The organism is Mesorhizobium sp. M0195, from assembly GCF_040322115.1.
GTDB lineage: Bacteria > Pseudomonadota > Alphaproteobacteria > Rhizobiales > Rhizobiaceae > Mesorhizobium.
The window spans coordinates 438,309-456,472 of record NZ_JAMYSV010000001.1; the positions used below are offsets into that span (position 1 = coordinate 438,309).

An 18,164-nucleotide genomic window follows, 5' to 3' on the forward strand; every position below is an offset into this window, starting at 1 on the left:
TCGAAATCCTTCCTTGAGACTGCAAGGCCTTCTTGCGTCTCAGACCGCGATCTTGCCGCCGCCTTGCCTGGTGATGGCAATGACCGCCGGGCGCACCGGCATGTCCGCCTTGAAGTCAGGCCAGCGGGTCGACAAATCCTCATAATAGGACGGACGCCCAAAAGCCTCCCAGTCCTCGCCACCGTCGCCTGGATGCTGGACGGCAACGAAAGCAGTCTGGTCGTCCGGCGCAAACAGGGGACCACACATTTCGGCGCCGATCGGCACACGGAAGAACAGCTTTGAGGTCGCCCGCCCCGGGCCTTCCGTGTCGACCGCCCACAGGCCGTCGGTGCGGCCTGTGGCCTTCGGGCCCTGGCCGTCGGTAGCAACCCAGAGGCGGCCCGCCGAATCGACCGCGCAGTTGTCCGGCATGCCGAACCAGCCATTGGCAGTGGTTGCGGTGGAGAAGGTGGCGCCGATTTCGGCCACGGCGGGATCGCCGCATTTCAGCAGGATTTCCCACTTGCCCTTGGTCGCAGCGAAATCACCGCCATCCTCGACGATCTCAATGATATGGCCAAAGGCGTTTTCGGCGCGCGGATTGGCGGCGTCGACCTGGTCGGCCTTGCGCTTCGAATTGTTGGTCAGCATGACATAGACCTTGCCATTGGCGGCATTGGGCTGGATGTCTTCCGGGCGGTCCATCTTGGTGGCGCCAAGCAGGTCGGCGGCACGGCGCGTCTCGATCAGCACGTCGGCCTGGCTGGCAAAGCCGTTTTCCGCCCCCAGCGGCCCCTGGCCGAAGACGATCGGCAGCCATTCGATCGAACCGTCCTCGGCGAACTTGGCGACATGCAAGGTGCCGTCGTCGAGCAAATTCATGTTGGCGGCGCGATCGTCCGGATTGAACTTGCCTGTGGTGACGAACTTATAGACATAGTCGAAACGCTCGTCGTCGCCGAGGTAGAAGACGACACGGCCATCCTTGGCGACGATCGATTCTGCGCCCTCATGCTTGAAACGGCCCATGGCGGTGCGCTTCCTCGGCACCGACGTCGGATCCTGGACGTCGACCTCGACGATCCAGCCGAAGCGGTTCGGCTCGTTCGGCTCCTTGCCGATATCGAAACGGTCGTGATGCGCCGCCCATTCATAGGCGCCTTCGGGAATGCCGAGGCGCTTGTAATTGGCCGCCTCGTTATGGCCCTGCGGCAGCTCGCCCGAGAAATAGCCGTGGATGTTCTCCTCGGCCATGACATAGGTGCCCCACGGCGTGACGCCGCCGGCGCAGTTGTTGAGGGTGCCGATGACCTTCGTGCCGCTCGGGTCGGTGCTGGTCTTGACGCGGTCGTGGCCGGCGACGGGGCCAGACAGTGCCATCTCGGTATTGGAGGTGATGCGGCGGTTGAGCTTGCCGTCGCGCACGACCTGCCATTTGCCGGCTTCTTTGCGGATCTCGACAATGGTGCCGCCATGCGCGGCCATCTCGACATCGACTTGCTCCTTGCTGAGGGGCGCCTGCTTGGCTTTGCCATCGACGATGGTGACGAGGCCCGGGAACATCAGATGCGGATTGGTGTATTCGTGGTTGACGACCAGCAGGCCGTGCTCGGCCGAGCCGTCGATCGGGATATAGCCGACATAGTCGTTGTTGTAGCCGAATTGTCTGGCCTGGGCTTCCGCCGACTGTTTTGTCGGATCGAATTCCGGCGAGTCGGCGAACAGCGGATCGCCCCAGCGCAGCAGCACGTCGGCGTCGTAGCCAGGTGCGACGTGATGCTTGTCGTCGATGCCGGCCTCGAGCTCGTCGAAAGCGAAGGCGGATCCTTCGGCGGCGCGGGCGTTGTCGGCGGTGATCAGCGCCAGCGGGCTAACGGTAGCGGCTATGGCCGAGACGGCAAGCGAGCCCTTGAGGAAGCCGCGGCGCGAGAACCGCGCGGCGATGATCTCACCCATGGTGCGGTTGTCGGTGGGATTGGCTCCTGGCCCATCGTTTTCCTCGAGCAGACTGGTGCGGAAATGGGCGTCCGGGGTGCGATGTTCGGTCGAGCGCTGTTCAGTCATGGGGGCCTGCCTCTGGCTGGATGGATTGCTGGAGCGTGTTGCCTGGCCAATTCGGTATTACCGGCAGGTCACAGTTTGATGACATGCCGGCTAATTGCCACCTGCGATTTCGTATCCAACATCAGCCCCGCTTGACCGCGACCGGCGCTTCGGAAACAAGAGCTGCGGCAGGCGCGTAGAGACCGCATCGGGAGGAACAAAAGTGAGTTTCTGGGGACTTGGGCAGCTCTGCGTTTCGACGGTGATCTTTCTGCTGGCGGCGATGGCCGCAAAACAGTGGGGGCTGGCGCCGAGCCTCGGCAAGATCGTGCTGACGTTGGCGCTCTATTCGCTGGGCAATCTGATCATGCTGAGGCTGATTCGTGAATTCGGCATGTCTGTGTCGTTCAGCCTGTCGGCGGTGATCCAGCTGGTGTCGGTGAATGTGGTGGCGCTGGTCTTCTTCGGCGAGCGCGTCAATGCCTTGCAGGCAACCGGCATTGTGCTTGCCATCGCAGCTGTGGCGCTGATCACGCTCGGGCCCTATCTGCAAAGGCTGTAGCTGCGATCGGGCCGATGAAGAAGATTGCAAGCAGACTGCGCAACTGGCTGGAGTTCCCGGTTCTGCTGGCCGGGCTGGTCATTGCCGGCGGGCTGTGGGGGTTCGAAGAACTGATGGAGCTGGCGCGGGCGACCACGCCGCATGCCTTCGACACCGAAATCCTACTTGCCTTCCGCAAGGCCGGCCAGCCCGACAATCCGATCGGACCGGCGTGGCTGGAAGGAGCGATGCGCGACATCACCAGCCTCGGCAGCGCCAGCGTACTGGTGCTGATCACGGCAGCAATGATCGTCTATCTGCTCCTTATCCGCAGGCCAGGCGCGGCGCTTCTCATGTTCGTCGCGGTGGCGGGCGGCCAGCTCCTGTCAAGCGTGCTGAAATTCGATATCGACCGGCCGCGCCCCGATCTGGTCTCGCATCTCGCCGATGTGGCATCGCTTTCGTTTCCGAGCGGCCACGCCATGCTGTCGGCGGTGACGTATTTGACGCTGGGCAGCATGGCGGCACGGTTTTTGCCCGGGCGCACAACGAAGATCTATGTGCTCATGCTGGCGGTGCTGACGACGGTGGTGGTCGGCATCAGCCGCATCTATCTCGGCGTCCACTGGCCGTCCGACGTGCTGGCCGGCTGGTGCGCCGGCTTTGCCTGGGCGATGCTGTGCTGGCTGGCGGCACGATTGCTGCAGCGATGGCTAGGGCGGGCCGACGGCACCTGACGTCGGCCGGACTACTTCAAATCAGCCTGTTGATCAGGCCATGTCCGCAGCCTGCCAGCAGGAAAACCATCGACAGCACGACTGTCGAGGTCGCCAACGCTTTGAATGTCTTCACCTGCTCATCCTTTTTGAGGTCCTACTGTAAAATCGGTACCGTAATGGATGTCCCGCCAAACGATGCCGAGGTTTGTAGCATGCCAGCGCACCGGCTGGCAAAGACTGTTGCATGTTTCACATATGCAAGATGATATTTGACCCATCATCATGAAGGTATTATACGTGATACCGCAGAACTCAGACGGGGTTTTGACCGATGATCACTGCCGCGCAGATGCGTGCCGCGAGGGCGCTGGCCGGCATCGATCAGAAGACCCTCGCCGAGCGCGCCGGGGTTTCGCTTCCAACCATTCAGCGCATGGAAGCGAGCGACGGCGTGGTCCGGGGCGTGGTCGATACGCTGATGAAGGTCATCCAGGCCCTTGAAGAGGCCGGGGTCGAGCTGATCGGCGAAAACCAGGCGAGCGAGCGTGGCGGCAGGGGCGTTCGCCTCAAGCCTGTCACGCCGCAGAACCCGCAAGGCTGACGCTACTGCCGCATCGCCGAAAATCAAATTCGGTTTTCGGATAGTCCGATGCGCGGGTCAAAAGTGTTGGGGCGTATCTGTGCGCCTATTTGGACGCACGCCGCTCCAAGTCGCGACGGCGACCGCCGACAGTCCTGCCGACGATCCCGCCGCTCCTTGGTTTCATGCGGAAGGCACTCGATGGATCAGACGCAGCGGGCAGTGCATCAACCGGCGCGGCCGACATTTTCCGAACTGTTCACCCCGAAGCTGGTGACGGTGCTGCGGGAGGGCTACACGCTCACGCATTTCAAGGCGGATGCCATCGCCGGGCTGACTGTCGCCATCATTGCGCTGCCGTTGTCGATGGCAATTGCCATTGCTTCAGGCGTGACGCCGGAGCGCGGGCTCTACACCTCGATCATTGGCGGCTTCCTGGTCTCGGCGCTTGGCGGCAGCCGTTTCCAGATCGGCGGCCCGGCCGGCGCCTTCATTGTGCTTGTGGCGGCGACGGTGGCGCGGGTTGGCGTCGATGGCTTACTGCTGGCGACGATGATGGCCGGCGTGTTCCTGCTTGCCATCGGCTATCTCAGACTTGGGACCTACATCAAATTCATCCCCTACCCGGTGACCGTCGGCTTCACCGCCGGCATCGCTGTCATCATCTTCTCCGGCCAGATCGTCGAACTGTTCGGGCTGAAGCTCGCCGGCAAGGAGCCAGGGCCGCTGGTGCCGAAGCTGATGGCCATCGGCGAGGCGGCCGGAACAATCAACCTCGCCGCAACCGCGGTGGCGGCACTGACCATCATCACCATTGCGACGTTGAGGCGGTTTCGGCCGAAGTGGCCGGCTATGCTGATTGCCATCGGACTGGCATCCCTCGTCGTCGCATTGCTCGCCATGCCGGCCGAGACGATCGGCACGCGCTTCGGCGGCATCCCGCGCAGCCTGCAATGGCCGGCTTTCCCGCCGCTCAGCCTCGACAGGATAATCGACGTGCTGCCGGACGCTATCGCCTTTGCGCTGCTCGGGGCGATCGAATCGCTGCTGTCGGCCGTCGTCGCCGACGGCATGACCGGAAGGCGGCATCGCTCCAATTGCGAGTTGGTGGCGCAAGGCTTCGCCAATATCGCCTCCGCCTTGTTCGGCGGCATATGTACCACTGGCACCATTGCCCGCACCGCGACCAATGTACGGGCCGGCGCGCATGGACCGGTCTCAGGCATGATGCACTCGGCCATCCTGCTTGCTCTGATGCTGGTGGCGGCACCGCTGGCCAGCTATATCCCGCTTGCAGCACTTGCCGGCGTGCTGGCGGTGGTGTGCTGGAACATGTTCGAGAAACAGGCCTTCGCCACCTTGCTGCGCGCCTCGCGCGGCGATGCGCTGGTACTGATGGCGACGTTCCTGATCGTCATCTTCCGCGACCTGACCGAAGGCATCGTCGTCGGCTTCGCGCTAGGCTCGATCCTGTTCATCGACCGCATGGCCAAGAGCATCGCGGTGGAGGCGGACCATCAATCCCTGGTGCAGGAAGACGTCGCCGACCGAGCCAGCGCTTATGATTCCAGCGAGGCGAGCGATGCCGACACCGTCGTCTACCGGATATCGGGCGCCTTTTTCTTCGGCGCCGCCTCGACCGTCGGCACGGTGCTGGACCGCATCGCCGACCAGCGCAAGAACTTCATTCTCGACTGTTCGGCGGTGCCGTTCTTCGATTCGACGGCGGCCAATGTCATCGAGGGCGCGGCCCACAAGGCCAAGCGCGCCGGCGTTCGCTTCATTATCTCAGGCGCTTCACCGCAGACACGCCGCATGCTGATCAACCACGGTGTCAAGCGGCCGCTGGTGACTTATGCCGCATCGATCACGGATGCGCGGGCGCAGCTGAAGAAAGCCGCGCCCGCCGCCTGAGCTGGCAACTGCCGGCTTAGTCGAGGCCCAACGCTGAGACCTCGCCCTCGTTCATCAGCGGCACGAAGATTGTCGACTTGCCATCGGTGCCGATATCGGCGCTGCCCGGCTTGAACGTCGCAACCACTTGCGGCGTACCGCCGGCTTTGTAGCGGTAGAGCGTGCCGGTCATATAGGCAGTAGCGTAGATGCTGCCGCCGATGGCAACGACGCCATCGAGGTTGGCAAAGTTTTCCGCGCCAGCCAGAGGCGAAACGGCCTTGGTGGCGAGATCGACCGAGAGCAGGCCGCCCGGCTCCGCGGTGCTGAAGTCGGGCTTGATGCCCTTGCCCCACGAAGCGACGATCAGCCGGCGGCCATCGGCGAAGATGCCATTCGGCGAAGCGAGCGCCGCATCCTTGATGAACAGTTCGAGCCGGTCGCCGTCGATGCGATAGATCGTATCGGCAAGCATATCCGTGACGTAGACCTTGCCGGATGCATCAGCGGTCATGTCGTTGAGAAAGACAGCGTTCGGCACGTCGATCGTCGACGCTAGCTTGCCGCTTTGGAGATCGACGACGCGCACATGGGTGATGTCGGCGACGTAGAGTTTGCCGCCGGCAATCGCCATGCCCTTGGGCGCGTCCATGCCGTCGGTCCAGTGTTGCGTGACCAGCTTGCCGTCCATCGACAGAACCGACAGATAGCCGTTGCCGTCGGCTTCGCCGGGATTGCCGACGATGTTCGAGACGATAACGCGCTGGCCGGCGGCGTCGAACAGCGCCGATTCAGGTTGCTCGAGGCCGCCGGCGCGCCAGAGTTCAGCGGCCTGAACTGCGGGCGCAGTCGCGATGCCGAAGATGGCGAGAAGTATCGGTGTGAAGAGGCTTTTCATGGCTAGTCTCCTGTAATGGGCTGGCGGAGAGCTAGGCCTTTCGATACTTTCCGGGAAGATCTATCGGGACTAGTACCGAAGGTTGATACCAAATCGTGCAAAAGAGGTGCATCCCGTGAACGGCCTGATCTTCGACGCGCTGAAGCGGACGCTGAAGGCCAAGGGCATGACCTACCGCGTCCTTGCCGAGCGAATGGGCGTTTCCGAGCCGACGGTGAAGCGCATCTTCCACGAGCGCAACTGCAAGCTCGACCGGCTGATGGAGATCTGCGCTGCCGCCGGCGTGGAGTTGGAGAACGTGCTCGGCTCTATGAACAGAGGACCAGGACCTGCCAACCACATCGCGCCGGAGATCGAGCGCAAGCTCGCTGGCCGGCCGGCACTGCTGTTCATCTTCGTCATGCTTTCGGAAAAATTTACGCCCGAAGGCATCATGCGCTCACAGGGGTTGAGCGAGGCTTCGATGTTCCTCTATCTGCGAGACCTCGAGGAGTTGGGGCTGGTCGCGCTCGGTCGCGGCCTGTCGGCCAGGCTGCTGGTCGAGACGCCAATCCAGTGGAATTTCGACGGGCCATTGCGGCCACTGTTCGAGGTGACCAACAAGAACTTCATCGGCTGGGCCATCACGCATCTGGAGCGCGAGGCGACATTCGTCAGCTTCTCCAGGCGGATGCGGCCCGAGACGGCGGAAATGGTCAGGCGGGAGGCGGAGGAACTGGCCGAGCGCGCCAAATTGCTTGCGCATCACGATCAGCACACGACGCCGGAAGAGGGGTTGGTCGGCTACAAATGGACCTTCGCTTTCGGCGCGACGCCATTCCCGGTGATCATGCCGATCGGACCGCATCCGCGCGACGCCGGCGCGCGGGCGGACGATCGAGTTGCGCCCGCCGCAAACGGACGACGTCTGCCGGCGTAGGTCAAAACACAATCGCTGAACGACCACGTTCAGACCTTTGGCCGCGTCCGCATGCGATGCGGAGCTTGCAGCACCCAATGCCGACCCCGGGTGGATGTGCAGGATTTCCTTGCGCGTGATCCCAAAGGATCGCGTCAGCCCACGCCAGGCGCGCCGGCGTCTTCGTGCGATACCGCTGTGAGATCGTCGCGCACCTTGCGGGCAAGCTTCCTTGTCGAGCGCTTCGGACGGTCGCCGAAAAGCTCGGCCGCCTCGGCGAGGCAGGTTTTTTTCAGGCTCTTTTCCGAGCGCTTCAGCAGCTTGGCAAGCAACCGCGTGTCCTCAGGGGGACCGAGCGGCTGGTCCTCGGCATCGAGAAGCGCGCGCATGACGAACACGTCGTGCAGTTCGCCGAGCCGCTCGCCCAATTCATCGACGGCCTTGCGCCGGGCCTTGATCGGCGTCGGCCACAGCCGGCCGAGCAGCGACAGGTGCATGCCATGCGTCTTGGCCGCCTTGCGCAGGTCGTGAAAGTCATCGGCTTCGCCGCGCGAAGCCGCCTTGTCCAGCGCTTTCCTGGCGCGGCGCAAAGTGGCGCGCGCGCCTTCGGCGAGCACGTCGGCAGCCTGCTCCGGCTGGTCGGGCAGAGCGAGCTTGTCGATCCGGCCGACACCTTCCTCGCAAGCGGCGATCGCCGCGCCTATCGCAGCATCGAGGCCTGCTCCGCCATGCAGTTCATGCAGGCGCGCGACGAGCCGGTCGCGAACGGCATCGAGACCACCGCCGGCACTTTGCTCGGGAAAGCTTGCCGCTAGCCGGTCGATTGTTTCCACCAGTGCGGTCGCCTCGCGCGGGCCGGCAAGCAGGGCCGCCACCTGGCGGTAGCATTGATTCTCAGTCACGCAGAATGTTTCGTCTCCGGAACGGACAAGGTGCAGCAAGGCGCGGACGTTCTTCAGCCGTTTGCGACAGTTGTGCAGCCCCTGTTCGGGCCTGTCACGCGCGGCGTCCAGATGGACAAGCGCCTTGCCGATCTCCTCGGCGAGGATGCGCCTGACCTCGCCGGTCAGCGACATGTGCGGATCGATACGAAAGCTCATGCGACGATCTCCGAAATCCCCCCAAGGGCGAGCGACGCGTTGTAAAATCTCGGCTCGCCGGTGACTTCACGGCCGAGCCAATCTGGCAGCATTTCGTCCGGTACATCCTCCGGCGTCTCGAGCTCGGCGATCACCAACCCCGCAAGCGTCCCGCCGAAGACGTCGACTTCGTAGAGATAGCCGCGGTGTCTAACATGATGGCGTGTCTTCTCGATGACATGTCCGATGGCAAAGGCCTGCATCTCCTGCGCCTCCGCCAAAGGCACCGGATATTCGAATTCATCGCGCTGGCGTGCCTGGCTGCCGAACTTGAGCGTCAGCTTGGCGGCGGCATCATTGCTGATGCGCACACGCACCGTACGGCTGGGTTCGGCGACAAGGTAGAATTGACGGATATGAATGTCCGCCTCGACCATTGCCCGCCATTCCTCACCTGAGACCAGGAATTTACGCTCGATTTCCTTGCCCATGGCCATGCACTAGAGCGCGCACGGCCGGAGTTGGCAAGCCGCTTGATCGCAGTTGACTTTAATCATTCGATTGATTAAATTGCCGATGATGATCAAATCGCCCAACGCCAGCAGCCTTCCTCATGAGGCACCCAAAACCGCCGCAGATATGACGCGGACGGCACTCGTGCGCGCGGCGCTGAAGCTGTTCGGACGCCAGGGTTTCGACGGCACGTCGACGCGCCAGATCGCGGCTGAGGCCAAGGCCAATATCGGCTCGATCGCCTACCATTTTGGAGGCAAGGAAGGGCTCCGCAACGCGGCAGCCGACTACATCGTCGACACCATCCAGACCGTTGCCGGCCAGGCGATCGGCAATCTGCAGGCGCCGGTCGCGGCATTGGCGGACACCGAGGCCGCGCGGGCACATTTAGCCGTCGCACTGGAGCGCATGGTCGCCTTCATCGCGGCAAGGCCGGAAGCCGGCGAGATTGTACAGTTCGTCCTGCGCGAGCTGTCGCATCCAACCGCGGCACTCGACCGTATCTATGACGGCGTGTTCGAACCGGCGCATCACCGGCTCTGCCTGATCTGGGAACAGGCGACGGGCGAGCCGGCCGAGAGCGAGCGCACAAAACTCACCGTATTCACGCTGATCGGCCAGGTCGTCTATTTCCGCATCGGCCGCGAGGCGGTTATGCGCCGGATGGGCTGGCGCAAGATCGGCGATGATGAGGCCGGCAAGATCGCGGCAACAATAACCGACAATCTCAGCGCGATTTTAGCTCGGCGCGATTTGGCTGTCCGGAAGGATCGTGGATCATGAGCCTGCTCTGTTCTTTGCCGCTTGCCGCCCAGCTTTTCAGCGCCTGCGCGCCGGCAGCACCGCTCGCCGTCGGCTACGTCGAGGGCGACTACGTCCTGCTCGCGCCGATCGAGGTGGCGCAGGTCGAGACGATTGCGGTCAAGCGCGGCGACCGCGTCGCGCCCGGCACGCCGGTGGTGACGCTGGAAAACGCCGACGCCAAGATCGCCATCGCACAAGCCGAGGCGGCCCTTGCGCAGGCCCAGGCGCAACTTGCCGACCTGCAGGTCGGCAAGCGGCCGGAAGAGATTGCGGTGCTCAAGGCGCAGGTCGACATGGCCAAGGCGCAAGCCGCCGACGCCAAACGCCGTTACATCCGCGCCAGCGATCTGTTCAAACGCGGCACCGGCACGCAGGCCGACTACGACACGGCTTCCGCGACGCTGGAGACGGCCAACGCGCAGGTCGGCCAGGCGGAGGCCAATCTCGCCGTCGGCGGGCTGCCGGCCCGGCCCGAGACGATCAAGGCCGCCGACAATCAGGTCAGGCAGGCGCAGTCGGCGCTGGAGCAAGCGCAATGGCGACTGTCGAAGCGCGTGCTGACGGCGCCCTCGCCCGGCCGGGTCAACGATGTCATCCGCTATCCAGGCGACACGGCCGGGCCGACCGCGCCGGTCATCTCCATACTGCCGGATGGCGCGGTGAAGCTCAGCGTCTATGTGCCGGAAAGCGCGTTCTCCTCGGTCGATGTCGGCACGCTGCTCAATGTCCATTGCGACGGTTGCGGAGCGGGCGTGAAGGCTCGCGTCAGCTACGTGTCACCGGATCCGGAATTCACGCCGCCGGTGATCTACTCGCTCGAGACCCGGCAAAAGCTGGTCTATCTGGTCGAAGCGCGGCCGGAGGGCGACGCCAGCGCATTGCAGCCCGGGCAGATCGTCGACGTCGATCTGGCGGACATCGGAAAATGAACGTCATCGACGTGCACGGCCTGGTCAAGCGCTTCGGTGACAAGACCGTCGTCGACCATGTGACGATGACGGTGGCCGAGGGCGAGATCGTCGGCTTCCTCGGGCCGAACGGCTCAGGCAAGACGACGACCATCCGCATCATGTGCGGCTTGCTGACGCCGGATGAGGGCGAAGGCACGGTTCTGGGCTTCGACATTCGCACCGACAGCCTGCGGATCAAGCGCGAAGTCGGCTACATGACACAGAGATTCTCGTTCTACGAAGACCTCACGATCGGCGAGAATCTCGAATTCGTGGCACGGCTTTACCGGCTGAAGCCGCTCGACGGGCATGTGGCTAAGACGCTTGAGGAGCTCGGCCTGACATCGCGCAAGAACCAGCTGGCCGGTACGCTGTCCGGCGGCTGGAAGCAGCGGCTGGCGCTGGCCGCCTGCATCATGCACAAGCCGAAACTACTGCTGCTCGACGAGCCGACGGCGGGCGTCGACCCGAAGGCCAGACGCGAATTCTGGGACGAGATCCACCGGCTGGCGAGCGGCGGCCTGACCGTGCTGGTCTCCACCCATTACATGGACGAAGCCGAGCGCTGCCACCGCATCAGCTACATCTCCTACGGCAAGATGCTGGCCACTGGGACGGTCGAGGACGTGGTGAGGAATGCCGGGCTGACCACCTTCGTCCTGCAAGGGCCACGGCTCGATCAGGTCGCGGCCGCACTTCATGGCCGCGACGGCGTCGACCAGGTGGCGCCGTTCGGGGCGACGCTGCATGTCGTCGGTTCCGACAGGAAGGCGCTTCAGGCAGCGCTCGCCGATGTCGAGAAGGAGCACAAGGGCGTCACGGTGTCGCCCGGCGAGACCAGCCTGGAGGATGTGTTCATCCAGTTCATGTCCGGTTCGAAGGACAACATGGGATGAAGAACGGGATAAACAGCATCTTTTCCTTCGCCAGGCTAGGCGCGCTGCTGATCAAGGAGTTCATCCAGATGCGGCGCGACCGCATCACCTTCGCCATGATGCTCGGCGTGCCGCTGATGCAGCTGGTGCTGTTCGGCTATGCCATCAACAACGATCCGAAGAGCCTGCCGGCAGCGCTGGTGGCGATGAGCAGCGATCCTTACACGCGGGCCATGGTTGCGGCGCTGCAGACCACCGGCTATTACCGCTTCGACCATGTTGCGCAAAGTGCCGCCGAAGCCGAATTCCTGATGGCGCGCGGCGATGTCGCCTTCGTCGTCACCATTCCCGCCGATTTTGCCCGACGGGTCGAGCGCGGCGACAGCCCGCAGATCCTGATCGAGGCGGATGCAACCGACCCGGCCGTCGCCAGCGGCGCCATCTCGACGCTCGGCACCGTCGCCAACCAGGCGCTGCTCAGGGCACGCGGCATGCAGGAGACGGCGGCCGAAGCTGCCCGGGGCCAGCTCCAGGTGGTGGTGCACCGGCGCTACAATCCGGAAGCCGTCTCGCAGTACAACATCGTGCCCGGTCTGCTCGGCGTCATCCTGCAGATGACGATGGTGATGATGACCTCGATCGCGCTGACGCGCGAGACCGAGCGCGGCACGATGGAGAACCTTCTGGCGATGCCGTCCAGCCCGCTCGAGATCATGCTGGGCAAGGTGCTGCCCTATCTGGCGGTAGGCGCCGTGCAGGTGGTGGTGGTGCTGGCGGCCTCGAAGCTTCTGTTTGCCATACCCTTCACCGGATCTATGTCGCTGCTGTTGACGGCGGTCCTGATCTTCGTCTTGGCGCTGGTGCTGCTCGGCTACACGATTTCGACGATCGCCCGCACGCAGATGCAGGCCCTGCAGCTCACCTTCTTTTTCTTCCTGCCGTCGATCATGCTGTCCGGCTTCATGTTCCCCTATCGCGGCATGCCGGACTGGGCGCAAGTTTTCGGCGAAGTGCTGCCGCTGACGCATTTCCTGCGCATTATCCGCGCGGTGATGCTGAAGGGCGCCGAGCTGCCGGCAGTGGCAACGGAGATCGGCTGGCTGGTGGTGTTCGTGGCGCTGTTCGCCGGCATTGCGCTGGTGCGGTTCCGCCGGACGCTGGATTAGGGTCGACGCAATCAGCTTGCGCAAATGATCGAGAATCACACGGCCTTGGCCTGGCCCGGGACCGGTGTCAATTCAGGTGCATTGAGCCCTTCGAAGGGATCGCGCCAAGCATCGATTTCTTCAAGCTGCCGATACCAGCGGCCGACAGAGGGATAATCATCGAGAGGCAATCGGGCGACGTCGTTGAAGGGCAGAAACGTCGCCATTCGAAAGTCGGCGTAGGAAACCGAATTTCCGACCAGCCATTCTCGCTGGGAAAGCTCAGCATCAAGTATTGCAGCGGCGGTACTGAAGTCCCTCAGGCCCTCCTCAACCCGTGCCTGATCGATCGGGCCGAGCCCATAGCGCTGTTTGGTCCCGCGTTCGAAATGCACAACGTCGCAGGCTCTTGCGAAGTTCTCTTTGCCCCAACTCAGCCATCGGATCATCTCCGGCTCGTCGTCGCCGGCGCGCCAGAAATGCGAATGCGTGTCGCGTGAAAGCCGGCAGGCTATGGCATCGGCCTCCCAGAGGCTTTTTCCCAAGTCCACAAGGATGGGCAATGAAAGATTTGGATTGAGCGGCCGAAAGCGCTCGGCCTGCCCCGGAGCGAAGGGGGAGGCGAATTCAAACTCGACCTTGGCATTGAGATAACGTGCCACGGCAACCGCGAGGCGAGGATTGGGATTGCGGCTGAAGAACAGTTTCATTGATCTCAGTCTTTGAATGGGACCGGTTCGGCTGGGCGCAACGGAGGCTCGAGCGCCTCGAACCGGCACATGACCTGCAACTGGTTGCTATCTTAGCTGGCAGCAATGATCTCGGCATAGGTGCTGAAATCGACATTGCCGCCGGACAGCACCACGGCCACGCATTTCCCGGTAAGGTTGATCTCGCCTGACGACAGCGCGGCCAAGCCGACGCAGCCGCCAGGTTCGACCACCAGCTTCAGGCAAGCCATCGCGTCGCGCATCGCCTGGGCCACCGCCCGGTCGGAAACGGCGATGGCGCCGGCAAGGTTCTTGCGGTTGATCTCGAAAGTGATGGCACCCGGCTCGGCGACGAGAAGGGCATCGCAGATCGAGGTGTGGCCGGGCGCGTTCGACACCCTGGCGCCTTGGATCAGCGAGCGGCGTGTGTCGTCGAAATGCTCGGGTTCCACAGCCCAGACGGCGGTGTCCGGCGAGGCGTCCTTGATCGTGATCGAAATGCCGCTGCTCAACCCGCCGCCGCCGCAGGGAACCACCACCGCATCGAGGCTGACGCCAAGCGCTTTTGCTTGGCGCATCAATTCGAGGCCGATCGTGCCCTGGCCGGCGATGATGGCCGGATCGTCATAGGGCGGCACCAGGACCATGCCCTTTGCCACGTAAGAACGGACAACGGCAGTGCGATCGTCGCGGACCCGGTCGAAGGTGATCACTTCGGCGCCCATCTTCCTGACATTGCCGACTTTCATCGCCGGCGCATCGGTGGGCATGGCGATGACGGCCTTGACGCCGAACATCGCCGCTGCGGCGGCAACGCCTTGCGCGTGATTACCCGACGAGAAGGCGACGACGCCGCGGGCGCGTTCTTCCGCCGAGAGCGAGGAGAGCTTGTTATATGCACCGCGGAACTTGAACGAGCCGGTGCGCTGCAACGTCTCCGGCTTGAACAGGATCCTGGCGCCGAAGCGCTTGTTCAACTCCGGCGATTCGATCAGCGGCGTTTCGACGATCAGTCCGGACAATCGCGCTGCTGCGCTGTGAATATCGGCGATGCCGGGAGAGATGGTCATGGCTAGGGTCCTGCAAGAAATGAGACCGCCCATGGTGCACGGAAAGGAAGGCCGCGCACCAATGAAAAAATGTGACCGTTACAATTCGACTTGGAGGCAGGAGTGGAGCGTGACTGTCACCCACCGCCGCCTCCGCCCTCCACTACGCATTCGTCACTTCAATCGACAAATCGTTGTCGATTGGCCGGCATAGCCTGCCGCTCCTCACCCCAACAGGGTCTTTTGCCGTTTGGGGCCGCCCATCTTGCGCCAGGTGTTGAAGCGGTGGGTGGCGGCGGCGAAGGAGATCTTCATCTGTTGGGCGACCGAATAGCGCGACTTGCCCTCGTCGAACAGGCGGTAGCAGCACTCGACGCCCTCCTCGGTCAACTTGCCGTCGGGAGCCTTGTTGTGCGGATTAGCGGGGTCGAATTTTTCGACCTGCTGCTCGACCAGCCCTTTCAGGCGCTGCAAGTCCGCCTCGATGTTAGCGATCAGGTCGAGAACCGGCTTGGGGTCAAACGGCTGCTGTTGTTCCGGCATCTGCGGGTTCCTTTCTCTTGGTTCAGATTCGATTATATAGGTGAACGTTTGCCGATAGCAAACGATGCCTCGTTCGGTTTCGACGTTGATACTTTTGAGCAGATGAATGGAGCGGGCGCGATTGACCGAGGATGTGCGAAGCTCTAGTTTAGAACTATTCTAAACTGGGGTGAATTTCTCATGCTTTCCCGCGTTTTCGGCTTCGGCCGCCGTCCGTTTGAATCTCTCTCGGAGCAGGAGATCCTGGCGCTCGCAATCTCCTCCGAGGAGGATGACGGGCGCATCTATCGCGCCTATGCCGACGGGCTGGCGGAAAGCTTTCCGCAATCGGCCAAAGTGTTCGAGGAGATGGCGGAGGAAGAGGACGGCCATCGCGACGCGCTGATCGAGCTTTACCGCAACCGTTTCGGCGAGCGCATACCGCTGATCCGGCGCGAGCATGTGAAGGGTTATTACGAGCGCAAGCCGGACTGGCTGGTGAGGCCGCTCGGTATCGATCATGTGCGCAGCCAAGCCGAGGCCATGGAGCGGCAGGCCTACCTGTTCTATATCGAGGCGGCCAAACGCACAGGCGATGCCTCGACGAGAAAGTTGCTCGACGATCTGGCGGTGGCCGAACAGGGCCACGAGACACTGGCGCAGCGGCTGGAGCAAAAGCATATATCGGGCGCGGTCAAGGACGAAGAGGCGGCGGCCGAGCAACGTCAGTTCATCCTGACCTACGTGCAGCCCGGGCTGGCCGGGCTGATGGATGGCTCGGTGTCGACGCTGGCGCCGATCTTTGCCGCGGCCTTTGCCACGCACGACACGTTCCAGACCTTTCTGGTCGGGCTTGCCGCCTCGATCGGCGCCGGTATCTCGATGGGTTTCACCGAAGTGGCCTCCGACGACGGCAAGCTATCCGGCCGCGGCTCGCCGGTAAAACGCGGGCTGACCGTCGGCGTCATGACGACGCTGGGCGGGCTCGGGCACGCGCTGCCCTATCTCATCCCGCTTTTCTGGACGGCGACGATCGTCGCCGCGGTCGTGGTGTTCTTCGAACTTTGGACCATCGCCTTCGTACAGAACCGCTACATGCAGACGCCATTCTGGCGCGCCGCCTTCCAGGTGGTGCTGGGCGGCGCGCTGGTGTTTGCGGCAGGGGTGCTGATCGGGAATGCATAGCAGTCGCTACCCATTCACCGCCCGGCTGTCTGCTGGCGCCTCGGCGCGTTCGGTCAGGCCGTAATCGCGCATGACATGGGCGATGCGCAAACGGTAGCCGGCAAAGATGCCGCCGCGCCCAGCCCTCTGCGCCTGCCGATGTTCCTGCGTGTTGCGCCAGGCCTTCACCGCATCCTCGTCGCGCCAGAAGGACAGCGACAGGATGCGGTTCGGATCGGCAAGGCTCTGGAAGCGCTCGATCGACAGGAAACCGTCGATGTCGTCGAGCAGTGGGCGCAGATCGGCGGCGATGCCGAGATAGGCATCGCGCATGCCCGCGGCCGGCTCGACCTCGAAAATGACGGCGATCATGGCTTCACCAAAGAAGCATGTGGCCCGGAGGCCAGCTTGAGGAAGATGCGGTCCTCCTTCAGGATAAATTTTTTCCGCCGGGCGAACTCGTAATTCGCCTTGCCGGCGGGATCGGCGGCGAGCCGGGCGGGGTAGGCTACGTAGGCCGCAAGACTGTCGATGTTATAGGCGGCATAAGCCCTGGTGGCCGAGCCTTCGTGCGGCGCGAAATAGCCGATCAGATCGGCGCCGCAGCGCGGGATCGCCTGTCCCCAATTGCGTGCATATTCCTCGAACGCCGCCTTGCCGAACGGATCGATCTCGTAGCGGATGAAGCAGGTGATGGTCATTTTCGCCTCCTTGGCGGTGGATGTTTTCTGGCGGTCACAGTTCGAGCCGGGTCGAAACGTTCCGAAGATCGATATGCTAGGCAAATTCGCTGGCCGGTCAGGTTTGCCAGAAGGATTTCGCGCATTCGCGGCGGACGTCTTCGGGTGTCAGGCCAAGGTCACGCAGCAGATGATCGTCGATCTCGGCGAGGTCGAGACGCTGCAAATGACGGTCGTACCACCGCTTCAGGAGCCGCAGCCGCAGGCGGCGCAAGACAATGAACGGGAACGGCCGGCGAGCAGGCGCGGCGCCGAGAATAGTCCTTGCAGGCATTGTCGTCTCCTTGATTTGCATCGAGATTAATGCTTGTCTGACGAGGATGCTTCGATGATGAACGAACCATGCGCGAAGGACCTGACATAGCCCGCATTGCCAGCCTGGTGGGCGATCCGGCGCGGGCAAACATGCTGTCCGCACTGATGGGCGGCACGGCACTGACGGCGAGTGAACTGGCACTCGAGGCCGGCGTGTCGCTTCCGACAGCGAGCTCCCATCTGTCGAAGCTGATGGAAGGCGGGCTGCTGACGCTGGCAAGCCAGGGACGGCACCGCTACTACGGCCTCGCCGGCCCGCAGGTAGCAGGCATGATCGAGGCGATCACCGGTGTTGCCGCCGCGGTCGGGCCGCAACGAGTGCGGCCTGGCCCACGCGACGCCGCCATGCGCGTGGCGCGGGTCTGCTACGACCACCTCGCCGGCGAGCAGGCGGTGGCGATGCTGGACCGTCTCGTCGCTCGACAAGTGCTCCTGCGCAATGATGAGGAGATCCGGCTTGGGCCGTCGGCCGCCTCGCATTTCGCCGCGATCGGCATCGATGTCGAGGGCAAGGCGCGGCGACCGGTGTGCCGGGCCTGCCTCGATTGGAGCGTGCGGCGTTCGCACCTCGCCGGCACGCTGGGCGCCGCCATTCTCGATAAGATCCTCGCCGAAAAATGGGCGCGGCGCGAGAAGGACAGCCGTGCAGTGATCTTCTCGCCGACAGGCAAGCAGGCATTCGAGAAGACGTTTCTCGCCTGACGGCTCGCTTCGACGCACCAGAACGGCTCGCCGTCTCCACGG

The 18,164-nt window shown here is 63.3% G+C and carries 21 protein-coding genes; 11 read left to right on the forward strand and 10 right to left on the reverse strand.

The window, feature by feature from the left end:
• Positions 1-39: 39 nt before the first annotated feature.
• The gene (locus NKJ12_RS02180) at positions 40-2,046 is read right to left on the reverse strand and encodes a PhoX family protein (RefSeq protein WP_352701119.1); all 2,007 of its coding nucleotides are present in this window, start codon (positions 2,044-2,046) and stop codon (positions 40-42) included.
• Positions 2,047-2,248: 202 nt separating this feature from the next.
• Between NKJ12_RS02180 and NKJ12_RS02185 the strand changes: the two genes are divergently transcribed.
• From NKJ12_RS02185 to NKJ12_RS02200, 4 genes are all read left to right on the forward strand, one after another.
• Positions 2,249-2,587: a hypothetical protein gene (locus NKJ12_RS02185; RefSeq protein WP_023679017.1), complete on the forward strand. Its 339-nt coding sequence runs from the start codon at positions 2,249-2,251 to the stop codon at positions 2,585-2,587.
• 14 nt (positions 2,588-2,601) lie between these two features.
• Positions 2,602-3,303 (forward strand): phosphatase PAP2 family protein, encoded by a 702-nt coding sequence (locus NKJ12_RS02190; protein WP_254818036.1) that lies wholly within the window; start codon positions 2,602-2,604, stop codon positions 3,301-3,303.
• Between the two features lie 313 nt (positions 3,304-3,616).
• Entirely contained in the window at positions 3,617-3,886 is a 270-nt protein-coding gene (locus NKJ12_RS02195) for a helix-turn-helix domain-containing protein (RefSeq protein ID WP_292656925.1), read from the forward strand.
• Between the two features lie 180 nt (positions 3,887-4,066).
• A complete protein-coding gene (locus NKJ12_RS02200) occupies positions 4,067-5,779 on the forward strand; it encodes a SulP family inorganic anion transporter (protein ID WP_352701120.1) in 1,713 nt (570 codons plus the stop codon).
• A gap of 16 nt (positions 5,780-5,795) precedes the next feature.
• On the opposite strand, the gene NKJ12_RS02205 is transcribed toward NKJ12_RS02200, so the two are convergent.
• Complete coding sequence (locus NKJ12_RS02205) at positions 5,796-6,656, reverse strand: SMP-30/gluconolactonase/LRE family protein (RefSeq protein WP_352701121.1); 861 nt, start codon at positions 6,654-6,656, stop codon at positions 5,796-5,798.
• Positions 6,657-6,771: 115 nt separating this feature from the next.
• Between NKJ12_RS02205 and NKJ12_RS02210 the strand changes: the two genes are divergently transcribed.
• Positions 6,772-7,575, forward strand: coding sequence for a helix-turn-helix domain-containing protein (locus tag NKJ12_RS02210; RefSeq protein ID WP_352701122.1), 804 nt, complete (start codon positions 6,772-6,774; stop codon positions 7,573-7,575).
• A gap of 134 nt (positions 7,576-7,709) precedes the next feature.
• On the opposite strand, the gene NKJ12_RS02215 is transcribed toward NKJ12_RS02210, so the two are convergent.
• Entirely contained in the window at positions 7,710-8,654 is a 945-nt protein-coding gene (locus NKJ12_RS02215) for a CHAD domain-containing protein (RefSeq protein ID WP_352701123.1), read from the reverse strand.
• Positions 8,651-9,124 carry a CYTH domain-containing protein gene (locus NKJ12_RS02220; RefSeq protein WP_352701124.1) on the reverse strand — a complete coding sequence of 158 codons (474 nt, stop codon included), beginning with the start codon at positions 9,122-9,124 and terminating at the stop codon, positions 8,651-8,653. Before NKJ12_RS02220 ends, NKJ12_RS02215 begins: the two co-directional genes overlap by 4 nt.
• Positions 9,125-9,212: 88 nt before the next feature.
• Between NKJ12_RS02220 and NKJ12_RS02225 the strand changes: the two genes are divergently transcribed.
• From NKJ12_RS02225 to NKJ12_RS02240, 4 genes are read left to right on the forward strand one after another with little or no spacing between them, the layout of a single operon-like run.
• Positions 9,213-9,929 (forward strand): CerR family C-terminal domain-containing protein, encoded by a 717-nt coding sequence (locus NKJ12_RS02225; protein ID WP_352701411.1) that lies wholly within the window; start codon positions 9,213-9,215, stop codon positions 9,927-9,929.
• Positions 9,926-10,879 (forward strand): HlyD family secretion protein, encoded by a 954-nt coding sequence (locus NKJ12_RS02230; RefSeq protein WP_254818028.1) that lies wholly within the window; start codon positions 9,926-9,928, stop codon positions 10,877-10,879. Before NKJ12_RS02225 ends, NKJ12_RS02230 begins: the two co-directional genes overlap by 4 nt.
• On the forward strand, positions 10,876-11,796 hold the full coding sequence (locus NKJ12_RS02235; protein ID WP_352648439.1) for an ABC transporter ATP-binding protein: 921 nt from the start codon (positions 10,876-10,878) through the stop codon (positions 11,794-11,796). Before NKJ12_RS02230 ends, NKJ12_RS02235 begins: the two co-directional genes overlap by 4 nt.
• Positions 11,797-11,804: 8 nt before the next feature.
• The gene (locus NKJ12_RS02240) at positions 11,805-12,941 is read left to right on the forward strand and encodes an ABC transporter permease (protein ID WP_352648607.1); all 1,137 of its coding nucleotides are present in this window, start codon (positions 11,805-11,807) and stop codon (positions 12,939-12,941) included.
• 35 nt (positions 12,942-12,976) lie between these two features.
• Here the strand turns inward: NKJ12_RS02240 and NKJ12_RS02245 are convergent, their stop codons facing one another.
• The 3 genes from NKJ12_RS02245 to NKJ12_RS02255 all read right to left on the reverse strand — a co-directional run bounded on the left by NKJ12_RS02245 (position 12,977) and on the right by NKJ12_RS02255 (position 15,222).
• Complete coding sequence (locus tag NKJ12_RS02245) at positions 12,977-13,630, reverse strand: glutathione S-transferase family protein (protein ID WP_254818026.1); 654 nt, start codon at positions 13,628-13,630, stop codon at positions 12,977-12,979.
• A 92-nt stretch (positions 13,631-13,722) separates the two neighbouring features.
• Entirely contained in the window at positions 13,723-14,700 is a 978-nt protein-coding gene (locus NKJ12_RS02250) for a threonine/serine dehydratase family protein (RefSeq protein WP_352701125.1), read from the reverse strand.
• Between the two features lie 204 nt (positions 14,701-14,904).
• Positions 14,905-15,222: a hypothetical protein gene (locus NKJ12_RS02255; RefSeq protein WP_254818024.1), complete on the reverse strand. Its 318-nt coding sequence runs from the start codon at positions 15,220-15,222 to the stop codon at positions 14,905-14,907.
• 180 nt (positions 15,223-15,402) lie between these two features.
• On the opposite strand from NKJ12_RS02255, the gene mbfA reads away from it, so the two are divergent.
• Complete coding sequence (mbfA, locus tag NKJ12_RS02260) at positions 15,403-16,386, forward strand: iron exporter MbfA (RefSeq protein WP_352701127.1); 984 nt, start codon at positions 15,403-15,405, stop codon at positions 16,384-16,386.
• A gap of 6 nt (positions 16,387-16,392) precedes the next feature.
• Here mbfA and NKJ12_RS02265 read toward each other — a convergent pair whose 3' ends face one another.
• The 3 genes from NKJ12_RS02265 to NKJ12_RS02275 all read right to left on the reverse strand — a co-directional run bounded on the left by NKJ12_RS02265 (position 16,393) and on the right by NKJ12_RS02275 (position 17,379).
• Complete coding sequence (locus NKJ12_RS02265; protein WP_352701128.1) at positions 16,393-16,737, reverse strand: antibiotic biosynthesis monooxygenase family protein; 345 nt, start codon at positions 16,735-16,737, stop codon at positions 16,393-16,395.
• A complete protein-coding gene (locus tag NKJ12_RS02270) occupies positions 16,734-17,066 on the reverse strand; it encodes an NIPSNAP family protein (RefSeq protein WP_352701129.1) in 333 nt (110 codons plus the stop codon). Before NKJ12_RS02270 ends, NKJ12_RS02265 begins: the two co-directional genes overlap by 4 nt.
• 97 nt (positions 17,067-17,163) lie before the next feature.
• A complete protein-coding gene (locus NKJ12_RS02275; protein WP_254818020.1) occupies positions 17,164-17,379 on the reverse strand; it encodes a DUF1127 domain-containing protein in 216 nt (71 codons plus the stop codon).
• 68 nt (positions 17,380-17,447) lie between these two features.
• On the opposite strand from NKJ12_RS02275, the gene NKJ12_RS02280 reads away from it, so the two are divergent.
• Positions 17,448-18,122 (forward strand): ArsR/SmtB family transcription factor, encoded by a 675-nt coding sequence (locus tag NKJ12_RS02280; RefSeq protein WP_254818019.1) that lies wholly within the window; start codon positions 17,448-17,450, stop codon positions 18,120-18,122.
• The last annotated feature ends 42 nt before the right edge of the window (positions 18,123-18,164 follow it).

Bases quoted from the DNA above. Each gene is read 5' to 3' on its own strand.
- NKJ12_RS02180 (WP_352701119.1), bottom strand. From the start codon at position 2,046: ATGACTGAACAGCGCTCGACCGAACATCGCACCCCGGACGCCCATTTC.
- NKJ12_RS02190 (WP_254818036.1), top strand. From the start codon at position 2,602: ATGAAGAAGATTGCAAGCAGACTGCGCAACTGGCTGGAGTTCCCGGTT.
- NKJ12_RS02195 (WP_292656925.1), top strand. From the start codon at position 3,617: ATGATCACTGCCGCGCAGATGCGTGCCGCGAGGGCGCTGGCCGGCATC.
- NKJ12_RS02200 (WP_352701120.1), top strand. From the start codon at position 4,067: ATGGATCAGACGCAGCGGGCAGTGCATCAACCGGCGCGGCCGACATTT.
- NKJ12_RS02205 (WP_352701121.1), bottom strand. From the start codon at position 6,656: ATGAAAAGCCTCTTCACACCGATACTTCTCGCCATCTTCGGCATCGCG.
- NKJ12_RS02215 (WP_352701123.1), bottom strand. From the start codon at position 8,654: ATGAGCTTTCGTATCGATCCGCACATGTCGCTGACCGGCGAGGTCAGG.
- NKJ12_RS02220 (WP_352701124.1), bottom strand. From the start codon at position 9,124: ATGGGCAAGGAAATCGAGCGTAAATTCCTGGTCTCAGGTGAGGAATGG.
- NKJ12_RS02225 (WP_352701411.1), top strand. From the start codon at position 9,213: ATGATCAAATCGCCCAACGCCAGCAGCCTTCCTCATGAGGCACCCAAA.
- NKJ12_RS02230 (WP_254818028.1), top strand. From the start codon at position 9,926: ATGAGCCTGCTCTGTTCTTTGCCGCTTGCCGCCCAGCTTTTCAGCGCC.
- NKJ12_RS02235 (WP_352648439.1), top strand. From the start codon at position 10,876: ATGAACGTCATCGACGTGCACGGCCTGGTCAAGCGCTTCGGTGACAAG.
- NKJ12_RS02245 (WP_254818026.1), bottom strand. From the start codon at position 13,630: ATGAAACTGTTCTTCAGCCGCAATCCCAATCCTCGCCTCGCGGTTGCC.
- NKJ12_RS02250 (WP_352701125.1), bottom strand. From the start codon at position 14,700: ATGACCATCTCTCCCGGCATCGCCGATATTCACAGCGCAGCAGCGCGA.
- NKJ12_RS02255 (WP_254818024.1), bottom strand. From the start codon at position 15,222: ATGCCGGAACAACAGCAGCCGTTTGACCCCAAGCCGGTTCTCGACCTG.
- mbfA (WP_352701127.1), top strand. From the start codon at position 15,403: ATGCTTTCCCGCGTTTTCGGCTTCGGCCGCCGTCCGTTTGAATCTCTC.
- NKJ12_RS02265 (WP_352701128.1), bottom strand. From the start codon at position 16,737: ATGATCGCCGTCATTTTCGAGGTCGAGCCGGCCGCGGGCATGCGCGAT.
- NKJ12_RS02270 (WP_352701129.1), bottom strand. From the start codon at position 17,066: ATGACCATCACCTGCTTCATCCGCTACGAGATCGATCCGTTCGGCAAG.
- NKJ12_RS02275 (WP_254818020.1), bottom strand. From the start codon at position 17,379: ATGCCTGCAAGGACTATTCTCGGCGCCGCGCCTGCTCGCCGGCCGTTC.
- NKJ12_RS02280 (WP_254818019.1), top strand. From the start codon at position 17,448: ATGCGCGAAGGACCTGACATAGCCCGCATTGCCAGCCTGGTGGGCGAT.